The sequence below is a fragment of the uncultured Caulobacter sp. genome (assembly GCF_937900395.1).
Lineage (GTDB): Bacteria > Pseudomonadota > Alphaproteobacteria > Caulobacterales > Caulobacteraceae > Caulobacter.
Genome location: NZ_CALCDX010000216.1, coordinates 1 through 22,354 on the forward strand (window position 1 = coordinate 1; position 22,354 = coordinate 22,354).

23 protein-coding genes and 1 pseudogene are annotated in these 22,354 nt (G+C 66.7%); 1 reads left to right on the plus strand and 23 read right to left on the minus strand.

Annotation, left to right across the window (positions count from 1 at the left end):
* The 11 genes and pseudogenes from Q0379_RS18980 to ccoN all read right to left on the minus strand — a co-directional run.
* Positions 1-154, minus strand: a pseudogene (locus Q0379_RS18980) (LLM class flavin-dependent oxidoreductase); the annotation flags it as partial.
* Between the two features lie 225 nt (positions 155-379).
* Positions 380-1,024 (minus strand): OmpW family outer membrane protein, encoded by a 645-nt coding sequence (locus tag Q0379_RS18985; RefSeq protein WP_299015278.1) that lies wholly within the window; start codon positions 1,022-1,024, stop codon positions 380-382.
* Between the two features lie 98 nt (positions 1,025-1,122).
* Positions 1,123-2,502, minus strand: coding sequence for an oxygen-independent coproporphyrinogen III oxidase (gene hemN, locus Q0379_RS18990; RefSeq protein WP_299015280.1), 1,380 nt, complete (start codon positions 2,500-2,502; stop codon positions 1,123-1,125).
* Positions 2,503-2,560: 58 nt separating this feature from the next.
* A complete protein-coding gene (ccoS, locus tag Q0379_RS18995) occupies positions 2,561-2,722 on the minus strand; it encodes a cbb3-type cytochrome oxidase assembly protein CcoS (protein ID WP_066685363.1) in 162 nt (53 codons plus the stop codon).
* Complete coding sequence (locus Q0379_RS19000) at positions 2,719-4,893, minus strand: heavy metal translocating P-type ATPase (protein ID WP_299015286.1); 2,175 nt, start codon at positions 4,891-4,893, stop codon at positions 2,719-2,721. Before Q0379_RS19000 ends, ccoS begins: the two co-directional genes overlap by 4 nt.
* Positions 4,890-5,396 carry a FixH family protein gene (locus Q0379_RS19005; RefSeq protein WP_299015289.1) on the minus strand — a complete coding sequence of 169 codons (507 nt, stop codon included), beginning with the start codon at positions 5,394-5,396 and terminating at the stop codon, positions 4,890-4,892. The genes Q0379_RS19000 and Q0379_RS19005 overlap by 4 nt, the downstream gene beginning before the upstream one ends.
* Positions 5,393-6,886 carry a cytochrome c oxidase accessory protein CcoG gene (gene ccoG, locus Q0379_RS19010; protein WP_299015292.1) on the minus strand — a complete coding sequence of 498 codons (1,494 nt, stop codon included), beginning with the start codon at positions 6,884-6,886 and terminating at the stop codon, positions 5,393-5,395. The genes Q0379_RS19005 and ccoG overlap by 4 nt, the downstream gene beginning before the upstream one ends.
* Positions 6,887-6,891: 5 nt before the next feature.
* Complete coding sequence (ccoP, locus tag Q0379_RS19015) at positions 6,892-7,761, minus strand: cytochrome-c oxidase, cbb3-type subunit III (RefSeq protein ID WP_299015295.1); 870 nt, start codon at positions 7,759-7,761, stop codon at positions 6,892-6,894.
* The gene (locus Q0379_RS19020; RefSeq protein WP_066685372.1) at positions 7,761-7,928 is read right to left on the minus strand and encodes a cbb3-type cytochrome c oxidase subunit 3; all 168 of its coding nucleotides are present in this window, start codon (positions 7,926-7,928) and stop codon (positions 7,761-7,763) included. The genes ccoP and Q0379_RS19020 overlap by 1 nt, the downstream gene beginning before the upstream one ends.
* Positions 7,925-8,668: a cytochrome-c oxidase, cbb3-type subunit II gene (gene ccoO, locus Q0379_RS19025; protein ID WP_299015299.1), complete on the minus strand. Its 744-nt coding sequence runs from the start codon at positions 8,666-8,668 to the stop codon at positions 7,925-7,927. Before ccoO ends, Q0379_RS19020 begins: the two co-directional genes overlap by 4 nt.
* A gap of 7 nt (positions 8,669-8,675) precedes the next feature.
* On the minus strand, positions 8,676-10,322 hold the full coding sequence (gene ccoN, locus Q0379_RS19030) for a cytochrome-c oxidase, cbb3-type subunit I (protein ID WP_299015302.1): 1,647 nt from the start codon (positions 10,320-10,322) through the stop codon (positions 8,676-8,678).
* Between the two features lie 122 nt (positions 10,323-10,444).
* Between ccoN and Q0379_RS19035 the strand changes: the two genes are divergently transcribed.
* Positions 10,445-10,714 (plus strand): hypothetical protein, encoded by a 270-nt coding sequence (locus Q0379_RS19035; RefSeq protein WP_299015303.1) that lies wholly within the window; start codon positions 10,445-10,447, stop codon positions 10,712-10,714.
* Positions 10,715-10,759: 45 nt separating this feature from the next.
* On the opposite strand, the gene Q0379_RS19040 is transcribed toward Q0379_RS19035, so the two are convergent.
* The 12 genes from Q0379_RS19040 to Q0379_RS19095 form a co-directional block, all read right to left on the minus strand.
* A complete protein-coding gene (locus Q0379_RS19040) occupies positions 10,760-13,492 on the minus strand; it encodes a Tat pathway signal sequence domain protein (RefSeq protein WP_299015306.1) in 2,733 nt (910 codons plus the stop codon).
* Positions 13,493-13,639: 147 nt separating this feature from the next.
* Complete coding sequence (locus Q0379_RS19045; RefSeq protein ID WP_066685380.1) at positions 13,640-14,149, minus strand: 6-carboxytetrahydropterin synthase; 510 nt, start codon at positions 14,147-14,149, stop codon at positions 13,640-13,642.
* The gene (locus tag Q0379_RS19050; RefSeq protein ID WP_299015314.1) at positions 14,149-14,916 is read right to left on the minus strand and encodes a cyclic nucleotide-binding domain-containing protein; all 768 of its coding nucleotides are present in this window, start codon (positions 14,914-14,916) and stop codon (positions 14,149-14,151) included. Before Q0379_RS19050 ends, Q0379_RS19045 begins: the two co-directional genes overlap by 1 nt.
* Positions 14,917-15,036: 120 nt before the next feature.
* Entirely contained in the window at positions 15,037-15,732 is a 696-nt protein-coding gene (locus Q0379_RS19055) for a sugar phosphate nucleotidyltransferase (protein WP_299015317.1), read from the minus strand.
* Positions 15,729-16,820, minus strand: a complete 1,092-nt coding sequence (locus Q0379_RS19060; protein ID WP_299015319.1) for a dehydrogenase — start codon at positions 16,818-16,820, stop codon at positions 15,729-15,731. Before Q0379_RS19060 ends, Q0379_RS19055 begins: the two co-directional genes overlap by 4 nt.
* Positions 16,817-17,821: a hypothetical protein gene (locus Q0379_RS19065; protein WP_299015322.1), complete on the minus strand. Its 1,005-nt coding sequence runs from the start codon at positions 17,819-17,821 to the stop codon at positions 16,817-16,819. Before Q0379_RS19065 ends, Q0379_RS19060 begins: the two co-directional genes overlap by 4 nt.
* A 3-nt stretch (positions 17,822-17,824) precedes the next feature.
* Entirely contained in the window at positions 17,825-18,448 is a 624-nt protein-coding gene (locus tag Q0379_RS19070) for an SIS domain-containing protein (RefSeq protein ID WP_299015324.1), read from the minus strand.
* Positions 18,449-18,470: 22 nt separating this feature from the next.
* Positions 18,471-19,013: an HAD family hydrolase gene (locus tag Q0379_RS19075; RefSeq protein ID WP_299015327.1), complete on the minus strand. Its 543-nt coding sequence runs from the start codon at positions 19,011-19,013 to the stop codon at positions 18,471-18,473.
* Entirely contained in the window at positions 19,010-19,756 is a 747-nt protein-coding gene (locus Q0379_RS19080; RefSeq protein WP_299015330.1) for a transaldolase, read from the minus strand. Before Q0379_RS19080 ends, Q0379_RS19075 begins: the two co-directional genes overlap by 4 nt.
* A 93-nt stretch (positions 19,757-19,849) precedes the next feature.
* Positions 19,850-20,809, minus strand: coding sequence for a glycosyltransferase family 2 protein (locus tag Q0379_RS19085; protein ID WP_299015332.1), 960 nt, complete (start codon positions 20,807-20,809; stop codon positions 19,850-19,852).
* Positions 20,806-21,762, minus strand: coding sequence for a glycosyltransferase family 2 protein (locus Q0379_RS19090; protein WP_299015335.1), 957 nt, complete (start codon positions 21,760-21,762; stop codon positions 20,806-20,808). The genes Q0379_RS19085 and Q0379_RS19090 overlap by 4 nt, the downstream gene beginning before the upstream one ends.
* Positions 21,762-22,337: a sugar transferase gene (locus Q0379_RS19095; protein ID WP_299015337.1), complete on the minus strand. Its 576-nt coding sequence runs from the start codon at positions 22,335-22,337 to the stop codon at positions 21,762-21,764. The genes Q0379_RS19090 and Q0379_RS19095 overlap by 1 nt, the downstream gene beginning before the upstream one ends.
* Positions 22,338-22,354: the final 17 nt, after the last annotated feature.

A 22,354-nucleotide genomic window follows, 5' to 3' on the forward strand; every position in this document is an offset into this window, starting at 1 on the left:
AGTCCATGCCAACCTCGTCGGCCTTCACGGCCGCCGCGCGGTTCTGGGCATAGAGGCCGTCCAAGGTCGGCGCGGTCTTGGAAATGATCCAGCCGCCGTTGGCGACCGGCAGGAACACCCCGAACTGCTTGCGTTGCGAAGGACGGTGGAACATGGCGCGCGTCTTTTTTGGGTCCTTCAGATTCAGGCCTCGTCCCCTAGGGCGCACAGACAGATCGGCCCGCGCCGCCATCATGCCTCGGACCTCGGTCGGCAGCCAGTGCGATCCATTCACCTGGCCTCAGCGCGTCCATTCAAAGACGCAAACAAGGCCCGGCCCTTGCGGGGCCGAGCCTTGCATCGCGCGTCGCCGGCGAACCGGCGATGCTGACTGTCCGTCTTAGAACTTGCGGCTGAAGCCGATCGACGAGACCAGCGGATCCAGGTCGACCTTCGACTTCAGGGCGCCGCCGTTGATCTTGGCGTCGGTGCTGAAATAGACCTTCTTGATGTCGGCGTTCAGCATCCAGTTGTTCTTCATCTTGACGTTGACGCCGGCCTGCAGAGCATAGCCGAAGCCGTCGTCGAGCTTCACGGTGAAGCCGTTCTTGTTCTTGCCGCTGTAGAACAGCATGTAGTTGATGCCAGCGCCGACATAGGGGCTGACGCGAGCGGCGGGCAGCGGGTGATACTGCAGGGTCACGACCGGCGGCAGCACCCAGGTCTTGTGGACCAGGACGTCCGTCGTACCGCCTTGAGCGCGGATGTCGTGCTCGGTGGTGCCCAGGATGGCTTCGACGGCGACCTTGTCGGTCAGGAAGTAGGTGAAGCCCAGGGTCGGCTTGATGTCGTCCTTGACGTGGGCCTTCAGGCCCGTGGCCGCGCCGGCGGCGGTCAGGATGGCGGCATCCTTGTCCGGAGCGACTTGGGTGATACGCGCATGGACGATGAAATCGCCCTTGGCGTTCGGCGAGAAGTCCTCAGCGTGCGCCACGCCGCCAGCCAGAGCCGTCGCCGCGATGGCCGAAAGAATAAGCGTCTTCATCATCTATCCCCAGAAGTGGCGACTCTCTAATTTTCGTCGCGATGTTTGTTTGAAGGATTACGGAGCACTCGACCTTGACCTCGATCAGTTTCTGAAAACTAGATCGCCCGGGAGAAGCCCTCACGCGTATCGGAGCGGTGATCGAAGGCCTGGGCGGCCAGGCGAACGAAGGGACGCCCGGTCTCCGTCACGCTGACGATGTCTCGGTCGACATTGACCAGACCGTCGTCATGCAGATCCGCCAGCTTGGCGATGTCGGCACTGAACACCATCGGCGAGACGCCGTGCCGCGCGGCCACCGCGGCCAGATCCACTTGGAAGTCGCACATCAGCCGCTCGATCGCGTCGGCGCGCAGGCGGTCGTCGTCCGTCAGTTTAACCCCGCGCGCGACCGGCAGGCGTCCCTGAAGGATGGCGTCGCGCCACGCGACCTCGGCGGGCAGGTTCTGGACGTAACCGCCCGGCATGCGGCCGATCGACGAGGCGCCCAGGCCGATCAGCGTCGGGTGCTGGTCGGTCGTATAGCCTTGGAAATTCCGACGCAGCGTGCCGGTGGCGACGCCGAGGGCTAGGTCGTCGTTCGGCAAGGCGAAGTGGTCGAGGCCGATCGCGACATAGCCCGCCTTCACGAGCCGCTCGGCGGCGGCCTGGCTCTGCTCGAAGCGACCGTTGGCGTCGGCCAGGTCTTCCTCGCGAATCAGCTTCTGGTGCGATCGCGCCCACGGCACGTGGGCATAGCCGAACAGGGCGATGCGTTCGGGGCGCAGGGTCAGCACCTTGTCCAGTGTGGCGACCACGTCGGCGGTCGTCTGCTTGGGCAGGCCGTACATCAGGTCGAGATTGATCGAGGCGACGCCCGCCTGGCGCAGCCAATGCGCCGCGCGCGCGACGACGTCGAACGGCTCGATCCGGTTGACCGCTTCCTGCACGTGGGGCGCCAGATCCTGGACGCCCAGGCTGGCCCGCGTCAGGCCGTGGAAAGCCGCGGCCTTGACCCAGCTCTCCGTCAGGACGGCCGGATCGAGTTCGGCGGAGATCTCAACGCCCGGCGCGAACGGGAAGACGTGGCGCAGGGCGCCGAACAGGCGGACGAGGTCGTCGCGCGACAGCATGTTGGGCGTGCCGCCGCCCAGGTGCACCGCGCCGGCCTTGATCCGGCCAGGCAGTCGCGCCTCGACCAGGGCCAACTCATCCACCAGGCGCTCGACATACTCGCTGATCAGCGCCTGCTTCTTCACCACCCGGGTGTTGCAGCCGCAGTACCAGCACAGTCGATCGCAGAACGGGATATGGGCGTAGAGCGAAACCGGCTCGCGCGGATCGAGGCTCCCGAGCCAGTCGCCGTAAACTTCCGAGTCGACCTCTTTGGAGAACTGCAGCGCGGTCGGATAGCTGGTGTAGCGCGGCGCGCGGCTGTCGTAGCGCGCCAGAAGCGCGTGGTGGTCGTTGGCGGGAATCGTGGCGGCGGCTGCGGTCATGCGTGTCTCCTGACGCGCGCAACTTGATCCGCCCCAGCCGTCCTCGCCGTGATTTGGATCAATCCTGGGGCGGCTTGTCCTCGAGGTGGTCATAGAGGATCCGGGCGGCGTCGCCCTTGGGGTCCTCGTACTGCCCCGACCGCATGGTCCAGAAGAAGGCGAGGAGCCCCATCGCGCCGAGGCCGATCGAGAACGGGGCCAGGAACAGGACGATATTCATCGACGCCTCCAGGCGATGCGCGGGCGCGCGGCGTTCAGCAGCACGACCATCGACGAGCCCGACATCGCCAGGGCGGCGATGAACGGATTGATAAGACCGAACATGGCGGCCGGCGTGGCCACGATGTTATACAGCGCCGAAAAGCCGAAGTTCTCAAGCGCGCGACGACGCGCCTCGCGGGCGGTGTCGATCGCCTCGACCACGGCGCCGAGTCCTTCGCCCGTGAAGACGAGATCGGCGGCGTTCTGGGCCGCATCGACGGCCGCGCCGGGCGCCATCGAGGCATGGGCCTTGGACAGGGCGGCGGCGTCGTTGAGGCCGTCACCGACCATCAGCACCTTGCGACCGTCAGTCTTAAACTGGTCCACGATCGCGGCCTTGTCGAACGGGGTCAGGCCGGCGCGCCATTCGGCGACGCCCACCTCGCGGGCGATGTCGCCCACGGGACCGGCCAGGTCGCCGGACAGGATCTCGACCGACAGGCCCATGCGGCGCAGGCGGGCGATGGTCTCGGCCGCGTCGGCGCGCGGCTGGTCCTCGAACACGAAACGGATCTTGATGTCGTTCTCGAAGCCGAACCACAGCTCGGTTTCGCGAGCGTCGCCGCCGGTGACGCCCACAAAGGCGGCGCGGCCCAAGCGGGCGCGGCGGCCATCGATCAGGCCTTCAACGCCCTGCCCGGCCGTCTCCACGCAATCGACGGCGACCGGGCCCAGCCCCGCTTCAGCGGCCAGGGCCTTGGCCAGTGGATGGCGCGAGGCGCGGGCCAACGGCGCGGCCATGGCCACCAGATGCCCGGGCGCATCGATCAAGCGGGGGCGACCTTCGGTCAGGACGCCGGTCTTATCGAACACGACGTGATCGACTTCGGCGAGGCGTTCGAGCGCGGCGCCGGACTTGACCAGCACGCCTTTGCGGAACAGGCGGCTGCTGGCGGCGATCTGCACGGCGGGCACGGCAAGGCCCAGGGCGCACGGACAGGTGACGATCAGCACCGCGGCGGCGCGCAGCAGCGCCTCCCGCGGGCCTAGACCCAGCGCCCAGCCGCCGACGAAGGTTAGGGCCGCGGCGGTGTGCACCACCGGGACGTAGAGCGCGGCGGCCTTGTCGGCCAGGCGCACATAGGCCGAGCGGGTCTGGGCGCCGGCCTCCATCAGGCGAGCGATGGCGGCGACGGTGGAATCCTCGCTGCGCGCCGTGGCGGTCATGACCAGACGGCCCGACAGATTCAGAGCGCCCGCATGCAGACGCGCGCCCGCGCCGACCGGCGCCAGGGCGGTCTCGCCGGTGATCAAGGCGTTGTCGAGTTCCGACTGGCCGCTTTCGACCAGGCCATCCACCGGGACGCGGTCGCCCGGCGCGACGACGAGACGATCGCCGATTTTCACCTCGGCGACGGGGATCCCCTGCTCGACGCCGTCGATCAGGCGCATGGCGACCGGGGTCTGCAGGGCCAGCAGGTCCCGCGCGGCCGAGCGGGCGTTGGCGCGTAGACGATGATCCAGATAGCGGCCGATCAGCAGCAGGAACAGCAGCGTCACCGCCGCGTCGAAATAGGCGTGCTTTCCACGCAGGATCGTCTCGGAGAAGCTGACGATCAGGGTCAGGATCACGCCAATCGAGATCGGCACGTCCATGTTGGCCTTGCCCCGCTTCAGCGAAGCCCAGGCGGAGCGGAAGAACGGACGGCCGGCGAACAGCGCGCACGGCGTCGCGACGATCGCGGCCATCCAATACATCAGCGTCAGGGTGGAGCTGTTCAGCTCCTGCCCGAACAGGCCGGCCCAGGCGGGCACGGTGAACATCATGACGTTGCCCGCGCCGAAGCCCGCGACGCCAAGCGCGACAGCCAGTTCGCGCCCTTCCCGGTCCTGCGCCGCGGCGGCTTCGCCGGGATCGAACAGGCAGGCGCGATAGCCGAGAGCCTCGACGGTCTCGACCACGCGTTCCGGATCGGCCTGCTTGCCCTCGAGCTGAACGGCCAGCTTGCCCGTGGTCAGGTTCAAGCGCACGGCGTCAACGCCGGGCAGTTCGCGAACCGCTTTCTCGATCTTGTTGATGCAGCCGGCGCAGCGCGCGCCGCTGACCAGCAGTTCGAGACGGCCCTTCCCTTCCTCGTCCCGTCGGACGAACGCCTCGAGGTCACGATGCAGGGTCAGGCTCTGGCTCATCGCGCGGGCTCCACCAGACGCGTTTCGATCTCGAACATGTCCTTGGCGTTGCGGGCCGTGGCGCGCAGGTCCCAGGCGCCGTCCAGCTGAGCGGTCGCCGCGTAGCGGCCGCCGCCCAGCGAGCGGAAGTTGAGGGTCTGGCGACCGGTTTCCGTCGCCGGACGCTCCAAAACGCCGGTCAGCGACAGACCATCCATCGGCTTGTTCGCGCGATCGACGACGGTGACGACGACGGTCTTGCCGGCCGGCGTCTCGACGCTGGCGGTCCAGCCCAGAGCCGCTTCCTTCTGGCGCTGGGCCAGGGTGCGGTTGAACGCCAGACCCGCTTCATAGGGATTGGAGGCCACCTCGCCCGAGAAGGTCCGATAGGCCTGCACCATGAAGACGATGTCGACCGCAATGACCGTCGCGAAGAACAGCACCACGCCGATCAGGACGTGCCAGCCGGTGATACGGCCCTTTTCCGACGGGACCTTGGCGATCGAGGACGTTGCGCTGGTCATTGCGGGTTCGCGGCTCCAGAGAGGAAGACGGTCTTGGCCTCGGCCTGCACGTCACCCGATCGGATAACGAAGCGCGCTGGGACGCTGGCGTCCAGTTCGGCGTTCGGCGGGGCGGTGACGAAGACGCGCAGCGGCACGACCTGGTCGGCGGGAACGACAATGCTGACGTGCTGGCCTTCGCCGCCGGGATGGCTGAGCCGCGCGCCGGGGACGCCTTCGAACGAGACATCGAAGCGTTGCTCGACGAAGGTGCGATTGCCGATCTTCAGCGTATAGCCGTCTCGCACCGCGCCATCGTGCATGCGCACGAAGACAGGGTTGCGATCCCGGATCACGTGAAGGTCCGCGTCGGGCCGCGAGAACAGCGACCAGAGCGTCAGGCCGCCAACGATCGTCATCGCGAGGGCGTAGTAGATCGTGCGGCTACGAACGGGCTTGTATTGCGGCTTGCAGCCCGAGCCGCGATGCGAGACGGCGGCTTCGGAGTCGTAGGCGATCAGGCCGGTCGGGCGACCCATCTTGGTCATGATGTCGTCGCAGGCGTCGACGCAGAGACCGCAGTTGATGCACTCCAGCTGCGCGCCGTCACGGATGTCGATGCCCATCGGACAGACGACCACGCACTGGCGGCAGTCGACGCAATCGCCGCGGCCTTCCCAGCTCTGGCCCTTCTTGTGCGGGCCGCGCGGCTCGCCGCGATAGCCCAGATAGGTCACCTGCAGCGAGTGGTGGTCCAGCATGGCGCCCTGGATGCGGGGCCACGGGCACATGTAGGTGCAGACCTGCTCGCGCATCCAGCCGGCGAAAATGTAGGTCGTGCAGGTCAGCAGGAAGCACGAGACATAGGCCGTGATCGGCGCGTCGCCGGTCCAGAAGGTCCGGATCAGGGTCGGAGCGTCGTGGAAGTAGAAGATCCAGGCGCCGCCGGTGCCGAAGGCGATGGCCAGCCAAGTCAGGTGCTTGCCGGTCTTGCGCCAGATCTTGTCGAACGACAGCGGCGCGGCGTCGAGGCGCATCCGGGCGTTGCGATCGCCCTCGAACAGGCGCTCCACGACGATGTAGAGGTCGGTCCAGACGGTCTGCGGGCAAGCGTAGCCGCACCACAAACGACCAAAAAGCGCCGTCACCAGAAACAGCGCCAGGGCGGACATCACCAGCAGGCCCGTGAAGATATAGACTTCCTGGGGCCACAGCTGGATGTCGAAGAAATAGAACCGCCGGCCAGTGAAATCGACCAGCGCCGCCTGTTGCGGAAAGCCGTCCGGCCGGTGCCAGCGGATCCAGGGCGTGATGTAGTAGATCCCAAGCGTGATGATGAGCAGCGCCCACTTCACGTTCCGCCACTTGCCGTGGACCAGCTTGGGATAGATCGGCTCGCGGGGCTTGTAGAGCCCGCCCTTGGCGTCACCCTTGCCCTTGGCCCGGGCGGCGGCCGAGACCGCCGTCCGGGTTTCAGGTTCAGGAGGCCTGTTGTCGATAAGCGTGGGCATAGCCCTTACTGACCACCGGCGTTGGAGTGAATGTAGACCGCGAGAGCCTTGATCGTCTCAGGGCTCAGGCGACCGCCCCAGGTGGGCATGACGCCGCCGTTGCCGGCGTAGATCTGGCCGCGGATCGAGGCCCGGTCAGAGCCGTACAGCCAGTCGGCGTCCGTCAGGTTCGGCGCGCCGAGCTCCTGGTTCCCCTTGCCGTCCACGCCATGGCAGGCCGAGCATTGGGTTTCGAAGATCGGAGCGGCGCGGGCCACGGAACCGGCGTCGGCGGGACGGTTCGACAGCTTGACCACGTATTCGGTCAGGTCGTCGATCTGCTCGGGCTTGAGCAGTTCGTCGCGGCCGTAGGCGGGCATCTGCGACATGCGAGCCCCTTCGGCGCCCGTGCGGATGCCGTGGGTGATGGTGTACTGGATGTCCTCCAGCTTGCCGCCCCACAGCCACACGTCGTCGCGGAGGTTGGCGTAGCCCTTGCCGCCGGTGCCGCCGATGCCGTGGCAGGTGGCGCAGTTGTCACCGAAGACCGACTGACCGACCTGCTGGGCGTAGGCCTGCAGCTTGGGATCCTTTTCGATCTGCTCCAGGCTGGCGGTGCGAAGCATCGCCGCGCCCTGGCCGCGCTGGAGTTCAAGCGCGGACAACTCCTTGCCGACATTCGCCCGGTCCGACTGACCCAGCATGCCCTTGGTGTAGCTATGCAGGCCCGGCCAGGCCGGCATGGCCACCCAGTAGGCGATCGAGAAGGCGATCGTCGCGTACCACACCCACAGCCACCAGCGGGGCAGCGGGTTGTCCAGTTCCTTGATGCCGTCCCACTCGTGGCCGGTCGTCTCGACGCCGGTGGCGTGGTCGGTCTCGCGTTCGTGAGCCATCAGGAGAGCTCCTCGTCATCCAGCGGCATATGCGCGGCGTGTTGGAATTCGGCCTTGCGGGAAGGCCACAGGGCGTAGGCGACGCCGGCGAGGAAGATCAGGCCGAAGTAGACCAGCCCACCCTGCTGCGCGAAGCGCGCGACGGTTTCGTAGGTCAGACCGCTCATCGTTGGTTCTCCGGCGCCTGGGCCTTGTAGGACTTGAAGTCCACCAGCGTGCCCAGCATCTGCAGGTAGGCGACCAGCGCATCCATTTCGGAGATCTTGTTGGGATCGCCGTCGAAGTCGCGGTTGACGACCTTGGCGTCGTAGCGGGTGCGAAGGGCCGCAGCGTCGGTCGAGAACGGATCGGCCTGGGCCTCGAGATCCTTCTTGGCGTTGGCGATCTGATCGGCCGTATAAGGCACGCCGACGGTCCGCTGGGTCTTCAGGCGATCGACGATGTCGCTGTAGTCTAGGTCCTTTTCAGCCAGGAACTTGTACGGCGGCATCACCGACTCCGGCACGACCGAGCGCGGGTCGATCAGGTGGTCGCGGTGCCAGGTGTCCGAGTACTTGCCGCCCACGCGCGCCAGGTCGGGACCGGTCCGCTTGGACCCCCACTGGAACGGGTGGTCGTACATGCTCTCGGCCGCCAGGCTGTAGTGACCGTAGCGCTCGACCTCGTCGCGCAGCGGGCGAACCATCTGCGAGTGGCAGAGGTAGCAGCCCTCACGGACGTAGATGTCGCGGCCGGCCAGCTCGAGCGGGGTGTAGGGACGCATGCCCTGCACCTTCTCGATCGTGCTCTGCAGCCAGAACAGCGGGGCGATCTCGACCAGGCCGCCGATAGAGACGACCAGGAGGATGCCGACGACGAGCAGCAGCGAATGCCGCTCAAGCTTGGAGTGTTGCTTCCAGAGAGACATCGGAACCTCAGGCGATCGCGGTGACGGGAGCGGCCGAAGCGTCGGCCTTCTCGGCGGAGGGCATCTGAACCGTCTTCCAGAGGTTGACGATCATGATCAGGGCGCCGGCGAGGTACATCAGGCCGCCAACGGTGCGGATGACGTTCTCGATGTGCTTGGCCGAGACGGTCTCGATGAAGCTGTAGGCCAGGAAGCCTTGGGGGGTGTATTCCCGCCACATCAGGCCTTCCATGATGCCCGACACCCACATCGCGGCGATGTAGAGCAGGATCCCGGTGGTCGCGATCCAGAAGTGCCACTCAACCATCTTGTTCGAGTACAGGCCCGGCTTCTTCCACAGCCACGGCACCAGGCAGTAGACCGCGCCGAAGCTGATGAAGCCGACCCAGCCCAGGGCGCCAGAGTGCACGTGGCCGATGGTCCAGTCGGTGTAGTGCGACAGCGCGTTGACGGCGCGGATCGACATCACCGGACCTTCGAAGGTCGACATGCCGTAGAAGGCGATCGAGACGACCATCATGCGGACGACGGGGTCGGTGCGCAGCTTGTCCCACGCGCCCGACAGGGTCATCAGGCCGTTGATCATGCCGCCCCAGGAGGGCATCCACAGCATGATCGAGAAGGTCATGCCCAGGGTCTGCGCCCACTGCGGCAGGGCCGTGTAGTGCAGGTGGTGGGGACCAGCCCAGATGTAGATGAAGATCAGGGCCCAGAAGTGCACGATCGACAGACGGTAGCTGTAGACCGGGCGCTCAACGCGCTTGGGCACGAAGTAGTACATCATGGCCAGGAAGCCGGCGGTCAGGAAGAAGCCCACCGCGTTGTGGCCGTACCACCACTGGGTCAGGGCGTCCTGCACGCCGGACATCACGCCGTACGACTTGTGGTTCAGCAGGCCGACCGGAACGGCGGCGTTGTTGACCAGGTGCAGCAGGGCGATCGTGACGATGAAGGCCAGATAGAACCAGTTGGCCACATAGATATGCGGCTCCTTGCGCTTCCAGATCGTGCCCAGGAAGACCAGCAGATAGGCCACCCAGACGATCGTCAGCCACAGGTCGGTGTACCATTCGGGCTCGGCGTATTCCTTGCTCTGGGTCGCGCCCATCAGATAGCCGGTCGCGGCCATCACGATGAAGAGCTGGTAGCCCCAGAAGACGAACCAGGGCGCGATGCCGCCGGCCAGGCGAGCCTTGCAGGTGCGTTGGACAACCCAGAAGGACGTCGCGATCAGGGCGTTGCCGCCGAACGCGAAGATCACCGCCGAGGTGTGCAGAGGCCGCAGCCGCCCGAAGTTCAGGAACCCGAACTCAGGGAAGTAGAAGATGCGCGGCCACGACAGCTGGGCGGCGATGAGCACCCCCACCAGCAGACCGGCGGCGGCCCAGAACATGGTGGCGATGACGCCGGCCTTCACGACGTTGTCGGAATACTGGTCGGGATGATCGCGCAGGGTCCCGCCGGCGAGACCGCCGTTCAGGACGAAGGCGGCGATCACGCCGGCCAGGGCGAGGGTTCCGGCCTGAAGACGGAAAATGGGGTCATGGGTTAGACCCGCCCCCAAAATCGCCAAAAAGGCGCCGATAACCGAGATAATTAGAAGGAGGCTGGAGCCCGCGGGCGGACCAGCACTGGTGTTAGATGGGGCGGACATGCGGACTCCATGAGTCGAACCTGGAACCCAGGGGTGTCACACCGGCTCATCCCGTGCTTTGATCTGTCTCAAAGCCAAGTCCGCGAACCTGTTGGACCCTGTGGGCCAATTCGGAGTCCGCCATGCTCAAAGAGTTCTCTCGTCATCTCCCTTCGGCCACCGGCGTGGCGGCCCTTGTCGCCTGGGCGATCGCCCTGCAGCAATCGCTGCCGCGTATGCTCGCCGGCCCCATTTGCAGCGCGCGCGGCGACTCCTTCGTGTTCGCGGGCCACTGCCCCGCTTGCTACGTGGCGGCCGCGCTCTCGATCGCATTCGTGGCGTCGCTGTTCCTTGCTGGCCGACAAACTCGGCGTGAAGCGCGCGCGATTCTGACGGTCGAAGCCGCGCTCTAAGCCTGACTGCGACGTTCCGCCGCGCCCAAAGGGCGCGGCGTGTCTTCAGCGGTTCGCGGTCGCCGCTTCTTCCAGACTGTCGCCGATCAGGGCCAGGTTCTGGATGGCCGCCAGCCCCCATTGCGCGACTCCGTTCGTCGACAGGATCGGATCCTCGTCGAGCGGGCGCAGCACCGCCGTCCCGCCAACGCGACGGCTTTGGCTGGACATCAGGTCGCCCCCTTCCCGCCCCGCCTTGCCAAGGAATTCCGACCAGGCCCGCAGCGCCAGGGCGTGATCGTTCTCATGCCTGGCGGCGTAGGCGGTGAGACGCGAATGGGCGTCGGTCAGGCTGCGCCCGCCCGGGACCTGGCCTAGCAGCGCCTTCAACTCGGCGGGCGGCGCATTGTAGTAGCGGCAGTATTCCAGCCAGGCCTTGCGATAGGCGGGGACGTCCAGCAGATCGAGCAGCTCGGACGTCATCTCGACCACCCCGAACACCGCGTTCAGGTGCGAGACGCTGACGTAGTCGCCGTCGCCCAAAAACTTGCCCGTCTTGAGGTCGTACGGCGCCTCGCCCGCGAACCAGCGCCGCTTCATCGCCGCGATCGTGTTCATGCCGTTCAGGATCCGGTCACGCCAGCGCGGATCGCGCGTGCGTTCCCACTCGGTGAGCCAAGCCCCCAGGAAGGCGCCCCACGACGTGCCAAACCCCGAGGCGACGACGCCCTTGGGATGCTCGCGCCCCGGCGACGGCGGCAGCTTGCGCGAGATGTCGACGACCTCGAGCGCCGAGTCGGAGGTGACCAGCTCGCGCATCAGGTCCCCGACCCGCTCGTCGGCCGTCAGGTAGTAGTAGATGCGGCGGTAGGCGACGTTCGAGACCCGCGGCTGCTTGGACGAGTCGGACCAGTGCTGCACGCCGTGTCGCGTGCCAAAACCCTTGAAGCGGCCCAGGTGATAGACGTCGACCTCGCCGGTGTGGCGGGTCATCGCCTCGGCGAACTTGAAGACATCCGCCCGCCCGGTGCGCAGGTAGCTGTACCAGACCCAAAGGTCGGTCGAGAGCTCGGAATTGTCCCAGGCGTAGCCGCCGACGTCGTAGCGCCACATGTGGCGGTCCGGGTCGTAGGTGTGCATGACGTCGCCATAGGACCAGAAGCCGTACCAGCGCCGCTGGTCCGTCTCCTTCATGTAGTAGTCGATCAGGTAGGTGAGCCGGTCCTCGATCCGCTTGCGGGTCGGCGTGGAGGCGTCGACGACGCTCCAGTCTCCGAACACGCCCGCCGCCTTCAGCCGCTGGGGCGACACGGTCAATCGCGGAGGATCGGCGACCCGGCCCGCCATGTCCGAGAACACGTCGTGAGACGGCGTCGCGCCCAGGACCCACAGGGTCAGCTCGGAGGTCCGCGCGATCCCGCGTGCGTCGTCCCAGCCGGCCTCGTAGTCCTCATAGGTGATGTCCAGGCCCTCAAGCTCCTCGGCGTGAGTGTCCATGCCGTTGGCGCTGCGATAGGGCCGCACGTCCATGGCTGGCGCCTCGGGCGACCACATCCAGGCGGTCAACTCGGCGAGGTCGGTGTGGGCGTTGCGGATGTCGAGCCCGGTTGGCGCGCGCTGCCAGAAATCCTTGAGGCCCAAGGCCACACCGCCGGAGACGCCGCCGACATAGGCCAGCCCCTTGGTCCTGCGCCCAGCGTTGGAGTCGATCCAGGCATGGCCGGCGCTGGTCCGTTTGCGCAGCGTGAAGCCGTCGGGCGTCAGCTGCGACAGCGAAAAGTCGCCCCACTCCGGGATCCACTTCAGGCCGTCGCGCAGCTTGGGCGGAAGGCTGTCTGTGCGCACCGCGCGGCCAGCGACCTGCGCCTCGCGGGCGGCGGGTCCCGGATCGCCGCGTGAGCGAAGGCCCGTCAGGGTCCGCACCGCTTCGCCGAAAACGCCGACTTCCTCGCCCGACAAGCGGACGTGGCGGTTATGGGTCTCGTCGCTCATCGGCACGCGCGCCGTGACCCCCAGCCCTCGGATGAAGTCCTTGGCCGGGTCGGCGTCGAGGATGAAGCTGTGGACGATACGCACGGCCTCGGAGCCGGCGTGAAAGTAGAGGCGCACGGTGACGGGCAGCCACTCGCGCTCCCCGCCGCGGTGGACGCCATCGAAGCGGACAACGGCCCGCACAGGCCCCGATTGCTCCACGGTGACCGTCGAGAACCGCGACTCGTATCGCGCGGAATGGACGACGCCGTCGGGCTCCAGGGTCGGCTGATCCTGGGCTATGGCGACCAAGCGCAGGTCCTTCAGCGTAATCCGTCCGCCGCGCAGCGCCTCCGACACAAGGTCGGGACCAGATGTCGGGAGACGCCAGACCAGATCGCCGGAAGTCACGGTGATCAGCGCTGCGGTCTGGGTCACGGTCACGGGCGAAGCCGGCGCTTTGGGCTTCCCGGGGACGAGCGACAGCCCCTCGCGGCCCTCCCCGCCCGCGACCGCGTGAGCGGACCATTTCAGCGAGCCGTCCGGCCAGTAGGCGATCGGCCACGACTGGACCGCGAAATCCTCGCCCGTCCTGCTGGCGATCCTAAACGCTTGAGAGGGCTTGAGCGCGCCCCGAGGCCAGGGGACGCCGAAGGTGGCGCCATCCAGAACCCTGGGCGGCTCCTCGTCGAGCCAGCGGAGCTCCGTGACCGGCGTCGAGGGCGAGGCGTCCGCAAGGGCGGTCGACCCGAAGCCGAATGCGGCGGCGGCCGCCGAGAGAACCAGAAGATCGCGGCGTGACAGAGCCGTGGCGTGGGCTTGCTGCAAGATGTCCTCCCAGACCTTCGCCGCCCGCACGGTTACGCCCCGCGGATCGCTGGTCCCAGAGCCCAAGCGTTAGTTCCATATTATGGATGGTCAAGTCACATTTTGAGAGCTCAACGATGCAACCGCCGCTACATCGCTCAACCGGCTCTAAAGACCCTTGAGCGCCAGGCTCAAGGCCTCGGCGCTGACCTGTTTCAAGACCCCCTGCGGGTTCTCGAACACGGCGGCGTTGGCGCCGTGCTCACGGCACTCGACCGAGGCCACCCAGCAGCGCCCCTTGGTCGCCGCGTTCACCAGCCCTTGCGCGTGCTCGAATACGTGCGCGGCCAAGGCCTCTGCGCTGACGCCCGGCACGATCCTGACCTGCGCCAGCCCCAAGCGCTGGAGCCGCTCGAACTCCAGCCGCGACGGATCGTCGGCCGCCACCAGCAAGGTGTGGTCGAACATGTGGTGAAGCCACTCGCGGATCGGACCAAAGCCAGCCTTGCCGAAGTCCACCACCCAGCCGCGCGCGTCCAGCTGTTCGGCCGCGAAGTCGAAAACGAAGCCCAGCGAATAGCCGTGCAGCAGCTGGCAATGGCTCTCGGCCGCCCACTGGCGGTAGGCGCATGACAGACCCCGCTCAGCCCCGTAGGTCTTCACCGACCTGTAGGCCATCAGGCGTGGCCCTCGACGTGGGCGGCGCGCTCGCGTCCGGCCTGGCCCATTAGCGCGCCAGCAACCGGCAGAGGGTTGTCGATCAGCGGATCAGGCTTGGCCAAGCGCGCCAGGACCGCGGGACGGGTGATCGTGACCAGCGGCCCATCGACCTTGACGCCATGCTCCGCCAAGGCGGCGAACGACCGAGAGAGGTTCTCGGGCGTCATGCCCAGCAGCGACGCCAGCATCCTCTTCTGCAGCGGCAGACGCAGCACGCCGCCGCCGCCCTGGCGACGCTGCTGCACGAGCAGGTAGTTGGCCAGCCGGACGAGCGGCGCGCGCAACTTGTGGCTCTTGATCGTGCGGACCAGGCCGCTGTAGCAGCCCGACAGCTCCTCGATCACCGCCATGGAGACGCCCTGGTCCTCACGGATCACGCGCCGAAAGAGCTCGCCGGGAATCATCAACAACTGGCTGCGGGCGAGGGCGCGCGCCGTCATCAGCGCCGGCGCCTCAAGAACCACCGAGGCCAGAACAAAACTGGATAGCGGTCGCAGCACGGCGAGGGTCGAATCGCGGTCGCCCCACGTGCCCTCCAGCTCCACGGAGCCGTCGAGCAGGATGTAGAGGAAATCGTTGACCTCCCCCTCGGCGACCAGCTCAGCGCCCTTCGGCGTCCATTGCAGGAAACCGCCCTGCCCGATCAGGGACAGAGACTCCTCGCTGGCGGAAGCCAGCAGCGGCAGGTCACGCACACGGCTTAGGTCAATGGGCTTGATCGACATGAGTCATCTCGAACATCAGGATGGTTCGTCGGCTTTACGGCCGGCGAACGCGCCCGACGTTGCGGTTAGTCAATCTTGGCCATGATTTGAGTCGCCCGAACGCCCGCGCCGGGGCTTAAGCTAACTGGACGCCAGGATCTGTTCGGCGGCGGTGAGACTGGCGGGCACGCCGATATCGACGAACGCGCCATCGAAGACCTGGCCGCCCAGGTCTTGCGCCTTGCAAAGCGCGGGCAGCAATTCCGCCTCAAGGGAGAAGGCGCGATTGGTCTTCGGCACGGCCATCTTGGTGAGGCGGCAGACGCCGCCATTGATCAGGCCTTTGCGCAGACTGGCGTCGCGAGGTCGGATCTCGTCGACAAGATCGCCGTTCAAAACCACGGTCTCGTAGCGGTCAGCAGGCTCGACCAAGCGTAGCGCCATCAGGCCGCCATACCCGCCAAGGTCGGCGAAGGCGCGCCAGTCGAAGTCGAACCAGGTGTCGCCATTCAGCAGCAGGAAGGCGTCGTCCAGCCGATCGCGGGCGTGGCTCAACGCGCCGCCGGTTCCCAGGGGCTCAGGCTCGACCGACACCGCGATCTCCATGCCAAGGCGATCGGTCAGCGCCTCCGCCTCGATATGCCCGGTGATCACCTCGGCCCGATGTCCGGCCAGCAAGAGCGCGCGGTCGAAGCCGCTGCGCGCCGCCTTGACGAGCAGATGCTCGAGGAAGGGCCGTCCGGCTACCGGCAGCATCGGCTTGGGCGTGTCGCGAGCGATGTCGCCGAGACGCGTGCCCAGTCCGCCGACGAGGATCACGCACTGACGCACCCTCACCGAGGCACGCTCCAGGCTTCCGCGCCGTCGAACGTGACCTTGACCGAGCTCGCCTGGCCGCCCGCCGCATTCAGCGTGGTGATCAGGTGGTGGCGGTTCTCAGGATCGGTGAAGAACATCAGAAAGCCGCCGCCGCCGGCGCCGGACACCTTGCCGCCCCAAGCGCCCTCGCCGATCGCGAGATCGAACAGGCGATCGACGGTGTCCGTCGCCACGCCGCTGGCCGTGCGCTTCTTGGCGGTCCAGGACTGCATCAGGATGGCGGCCATGTCGCGCATGTCGCCGCGCAGCAGCGCCTCGCGCATCAGGGCCGCATCGGCCTTGAGTTGGTGCATGCTCTCGAGGGTCTCGGCGTTCATGCCGACCAGCCCGTCGATCTGCTCCTTGATGATCGTCTCGGAGCGTCGCGATTGGCCGGTGAAGCAGATGACCAGCGAGGACTCGAATTCATTGAGATAGGCGCGCGGCACCCGCAGGGGACTGACCAGCACCTTGTCGTCGGGCAGGAACTCGATGAAGTTCACCCCACCGAACGCGGCCGCGTATTGATCTTGACGGCCGCCAGCCAGGCCGAGCTTGCGCCGCTCGATCAGGAAAGCCAGGCGCGCGACGTCAGCGGGTCCCAACGGCAGGTCCAGCGCGAGGCGAAACGCCTCCACCAGCGCCACGACCAGGGCCGAGGACGAGCCCAGGCCAGACCCGGCGGGCGCGTCGATATTCGTCGAAACGCTGAGCGCGGGCGCATCGCCGTCCAGATAGGTCTCGACCATATGCTCGTAGACCGCGCGATGCAGGCTCAGCCCCTCGTCGATCCGCGGACGCGCGCCCAGCTCATGCCGCTCCTGAACGCCGAGGTCGTTGGCGCGGAACGAGACCGCGCCGTCCCTGCTGGGGGCGATATGCGCGAAGGCGAAGCGGTCGATCGTGACATTCAGGACCGCGCCGCCGAACTGGTCGCAATAGGGGGAAAGGTCGGTGCCGCCACCCGCCAGCCCCAACCGCAGCGGCGCGCGGGCGCGGACGTCGAACCCGCTGGTCGCTCGAACTTGGCGAACGCCGCCGAGGACCTCCGCGCGCCAGGCGTTCATGCGACCTGGCTCAGCAGGACCTGCGTCCCGCCGCGATCGACGCCATAGCGCAGGCGCGGCATGTTCTGAGACGCCATGTAGGCTTCCAGGGCCTGGCCGTCGTTCGGCGTGAACAGCATCAGGAAGCCGCCGCCGCCGGCGCCGATGACCTTGCCGCCCGTAACGCCCAGATTGGCGCGAACGTGGTCATACAGCTGGTCGATATGCGGCCAGCTGATCTTCGACGAGAGCTGCTTCTTGCTGACCCAGTGCTCGTGCAGCATGCGACCCCAGCCGTCGAGGTCGCCGGCGACCCAGGCGTCACGGATGCGGTAGCCGAGGTCCTTGATCGCGCCCAGGCTTTGGGCGGCCTGCCGTTGGCGTTCGCCGTCGCTGAGCATGGCGCTGTTCTGGTCGTCCAGGATCACCGCCGCGTCGCGCCGAAGACCCGTATAGTAGATGTGGGTATGGGCGATGAAGGCCGCCTCGACCTCGGGATCCAGAGCGACCGAACCGACCCGAACCTCGCCGTTCGGCGCGATGTCCAGCGTCGTCAGGCCGCCGAACGCGGCCATGTACTGGTCCTGCTTGCCGATGCCCTTGGCCAGGACATTGATCTCCAGGTCGCAAGCCTCTTCGGCCAGCGCCTGACGATCGGGTTCATGGCCCTTCAGCGCGTGCAGGGCGCGCAGGAAGCCGACCAGGAAGCAGCTGGAAGAGCCCAGACCCGTGCCGCCGACGATGTCGCCGATGGAGGCCGCCTCGAAGCCGGTCTCGATCCCATGACGCAGAAGCGAGGCCCGGACCAGTTCGTGCTTGAGGTCTTCGGTGCGGGCGACGTTTTCGGGATCGGGCCCCATCAGGGCCACATGGTCATGGAAGGCCGGGCGATGCGCGCTGATATGGATGTACTTGTCCAGCGCCATGGCGAAGATGAATCCGCCATCGCGCCGGTAATAGCTCTCCAGATCCGTGCCCCCGCCTCCGAGGGTCACGCGCAGCGGCGTGCGGGTGGAGATCATCGGTTACTCGGCGGCGACCGCGACGGCGGGCGCGGGAGCGATCTGCTCCCAGTGCCCCTTCGACCGCGACAGCGCAGGGTGAGAAACCAGCAGGTGCCACACGACCGCGGCCAGGCCTTCGACGATAGGCGTGATCAGCTGCGGATCGACGGTGGGCACGACCACGCAGGCGTCGGCGATCTTGGCCGTGAAGCCGCCGTCGCGACCGACGATGCCGGTCACGGCCGCGCCCTTGTCCTTGGCATACTGCATGGCGCGGACGAGGTTGGCGCTGACGGGCGGCTCAAGGCTGCCGCCGCCGACCGAGAAGATCAGCAGGCCATCCTTGGCGGTCAAGCGGCTGCTCTCCAGCCAGGTCGAAAAGACGCCTTCCCAGCCCTCATCGTTGATGCGGGCCGTCAGTTCCGAGACGTTGTCAGTCGGGCAATAGGCCTCGAAGCCGCAGATCTTGCGGAAGTCGTTGGTCGCGTGGCTGGCGTGGCCCGCGCTGCCGCCGACGCCGAGCAAAAACAGACGGCCGCCGCCGTCGCGGACCTTGGCTAGCGTCTTCGCGACGGTTTCCACGGCGCCGCGATCAATCGCGGCCACGGCGCGCGTCGTGGCGTCCAAGAAGTGATCGGAAAACATAGTAAACTCTCGAGAAACGATATTATGTCGTTTCCAAAATATAGGAAAGCGATTGCGAGAGTCTTTCCACGACCTGGTCGGCAACGGCAACTGTACCCGAATTGTAGTCGCGCCGAAGTAGTATTGTCTTGCAACTAGCGGCCTGGCCGCAAGCTATATCCCGATCTTGATCACCGATCAGCCAAGACTGACGAAGGTCGATGTCATAGCGCTCCGCCAAATCCAAAACCAAGCCAGGCTTGGGTTTCCGGCAAGCGCAGGCGTCGATATTGTCGTGCAGGCACGCCGCGATCTCGTCCACGGGAAGCGCTTGCGCCAGGCGGGCATGGATCGCCTCGAGCGTCTCCGCGCTCATCAGTCCGCGACGAACGTCCGGCTGGTTAGTGACGACGAACAGCAAATAGCCCGCCGCCTTCAACGCCTGGAGCGTCGCGGGAGCGTCGGGCTCGATCTGCAGTTCATCCACGGCGCGCGGAGACGCCGCCTTGCCATCCCGCATGACGACGCGGTTCAGAACGCCGTCGCGATCCAGGAAGATCGCGCGGCGCCGCTGTTGAACGTTCAAAGCTTGAAGCCGGCCGCGCTGGCGTCGTCGTAGAACATGGCGACCGTCTCTTGCGACAGGTCCGCCAGATCCTTGCCGGCCATCGATAGCTTCTTCAGCACGTCGGGCGTCGAGGTGACGATGTGGCAGCCGCAATCGCGGGCCTGGTAGACGTTCAGCACCTCGCGCACGCTGGCCCACAGCACCTCGGCCTTGGGCTTGCGGGCGGCCATGGCGACGGCCGCGCGCATGACCGGCATGGGATCCACGCCCGTATCGGCGATGCGGCCGGCGAACACCGAGACCACCGCCGGGACGTCGGCGTGCAGCGCATCGACCGTCTCGGCCACCTGCTCCAGGGTCAGGATCGCGGTGACGTTCACCTTCACGCCTTCATCGGCCAGCGCGCGGACCATCGGCAGGCTGCTCTCGCGCTTGGTGTTGGTGATCGGCACCTTGACGTAGACGTTGGAGCCCCAGGCCGCGATCTTGCGCGCCTGGCGCGCCATGTCGTCGAACTCGTCCGAAAAGACCTCGAAGGAAATCGGCGCGTCGGGAATGCGCTCCAGCAGCGCCTTGGCGAAGCCCTCGTAGTCGGTGACGCCGGCCTTGCGCATCAGCGTCGGATTGGTGGTGAAGCCCGCCACCTGACCGCTCTGATGCAGGCGGGTGAAGTCCTCGAGGCTGGCGCCGTCGGCGAAGAGCTTGATCTGCGTCGTAAGATCCGCGGACAGGGTGTCGTGGGTGGAAAGACGATGCAGCATACTCTTCAGAGGCCCCCAAAAGGTTCGGAATTGGACGGCGCGCGCCCTGCGCCGTCGCGGGTACTAGCGGACTTGCGGTGAAGTTGGTTGAGATCAGGTTGCTCTATTGAGCGACGGCTCGGCGATGTAGCCGACGGCCCGCTTCCAAAGGAGCTTGCCGATACCGTGCTCCATCAGCGCGCGCCCGCGCAGACGGCGTTCAGAGCCGAACTCGAAGGTCAACGCCGATAGCACAAAGCCGACAATGACTTGCGCCAACCCCTTGGCCATCAGCGTCGCCCAGGTCAGCCGCGGATGCGGCGTGACGTCCAGGTAGATCGAGACATAGTGCTGCGCCTCTCGGCGCGCGCGAATGAGACGATATGTCACAGCCGTCCGATGCGGCGCGACCGTCTCGGTGACGACCGCGCGAGCCGCCCAGACAATCCTGCAGCCCTCTCGATAGAGACGAATGAAGAGCTCCGCGTCTTCGCCGCCAGCGTCGCCGAACGCCTCGCGCATGGCTGGCTCGCCGTTTGGAAAGCAACGCGACAGGTCGAAAAGCGAGTTGCCCGTGCCCATGCCGAAGCGCGGCTTGCCGGAGGGCGCCGTCAGCGGAATGATCGCGCCGTCGGGCAGATCGAAGATCCGGACAAATTGGGAGCCCTTCGGATCGTAAGGCGGCGGCTCACCGGCGAAGATGGCGTGCCTTGGCCCCACCGCCATGTCGGCGTTGGCGTCGCGCAAGGCGCCGACCAACTGGTCCAGCCAATCGGGTTCGGCGACCTCGTCGTCGTCGATCAAGGAGGCCAAGCGTCCCCTCGCCTCGGCGAAGCCCCGATTGCGCAGGGTCGACATGTTGCGCGTCAGCTCGGTCACGTAGCGCATTGGCCATCGCGCGCCTTGCGCGAGGCTTTCAACAACCGTTCTCGCGCTGCCGCTCGGATGGTTGTCGACGACCACGATCTCGATCGAAAGGCCGAGCGCGTTGGTCTGGGCGAGGCACGACTTCAGCGTCGCTTCAAGCGAAGCGGGGCGGTCATAGGTGCAAATGACGATCGACAGGTCCGTCATGCGGCCTTCTCGTCGATGAACCCGATCGGGGCGCGATAGGTGAGCTTGCCAAGCCCCTTGGCCATGCCGATGCGGTTGTCGTAGCGCGGCCCGCCCAGCCACTCGCCCGAGATCAGATAGAGCCCGGCGTGCACGGCGATCTGCGCCAGACCCAGGAGCGTCACCTTCACCCGCGTTAGACCGGGATGATCGCTGGTGGCGATGCGCGAGGCCGCATAGTGCTGCGATCCGCGCTTCATCCGGGTGATCATGTAACTGGGCTTGGTGCGGTCGGTCTCGATGAACTCGCGCACAATTGCGGTTGGACACCAGACGAAGCGCTTGCCGGCCAGCGCCAGACGGAACAGCAGGTGGGTGTCCTCGCCGTTGGCGTCGCCGAAGGCCACCGCGAAGGGCTCGGGCGTGTCGAAACAGGTCGCGACCCGGAACGCGGCGTTGCCGCTGCCCAGCCCTTTGCCCTTCTTGCGCAAGCGGCCAAACAAATGGATCGGGGTATCGGCGGGTTCGCGATAGTCGAGCGTATAACGCCAGCCCTCGGGATCCCAGGCTGGCGGCTCCACCGCCTCGAACACAGGATACTTGGGTCCGAACGCGGCGTCCGCGCCGGTGCGCTCAAGGCAGGCGTGCAACTCGGAAAGCCAGCCGGCGTCCGGCGCCTCATCGTCGTCGATGAAGGCGACATAGCGCCCGACCGCCGCCTTGATGCCGACATTGCGGACGATCGAGACGTTGCGGCGGGCGTCCGCGAAGTAGCGGATGGGCGCGCCCCCGGCGGCCAGGCGGGACACCAGCGCCTCGGCCAACCGATCAGGATGGTTGTCGACCACAATGATCTCGAACGGAACGCCGTTCGAAACCTCTAGTCTCAGGCAATTGACAAGCGTGCGCTCAAGCAGGTGGACACGGTCGTAGCTGAGAACCACGACGCTGACGGCGATCGGCGCGTCGATCATCAGGCGCCCGTTCCCCGGAAGACGACCACGGCCGTCCGCGCCAGGATCTGGATGTCCAGCCACAACGACCAGCGGCGAATGTAGTCGAGATCGCGCTCCACCCAGTCGTCGTAGTCGTTGATCCGGTGGCGCCCCTCGACCTGCCAGAGACAGGTGATGCCCGGTTTCACCGCCAGCTTCTGCTTCTGGAACTCCGTGAACCGCGCGTACTCATGCGCGCGCGGCGGTCGCGGCCCCACGAGGCTGAGGTCCCCGATCAGCACGCTCCAGAGCTGAGGCAGTTCGTCCAGGCTGTACTTGCGCAGCACCTTGCCCACCGCCGTGACGCGCGGATCGTTGGTCAGCTTGAAGGCCGGGCCGCGCATCTCGTTGCGGTCCTGAAGCTCGGCCTCCATGGCCTCGGCGTTGGAGACCATGGTGCGGAACTTGTAGCCGGTGAACGGCCGCTCGCCCTGCCCCACCCAGTGGCAAGCGTAGAAGACAGGCCCCTTTGACGTCAGCTTGACGAGGGCGGCGATCAGCAGCAGCAGCGGGGCCAGCAGCACCAGCAGCGCGGCGGAGACGCCGATGTCCATCAATCGCTTTATGGCGT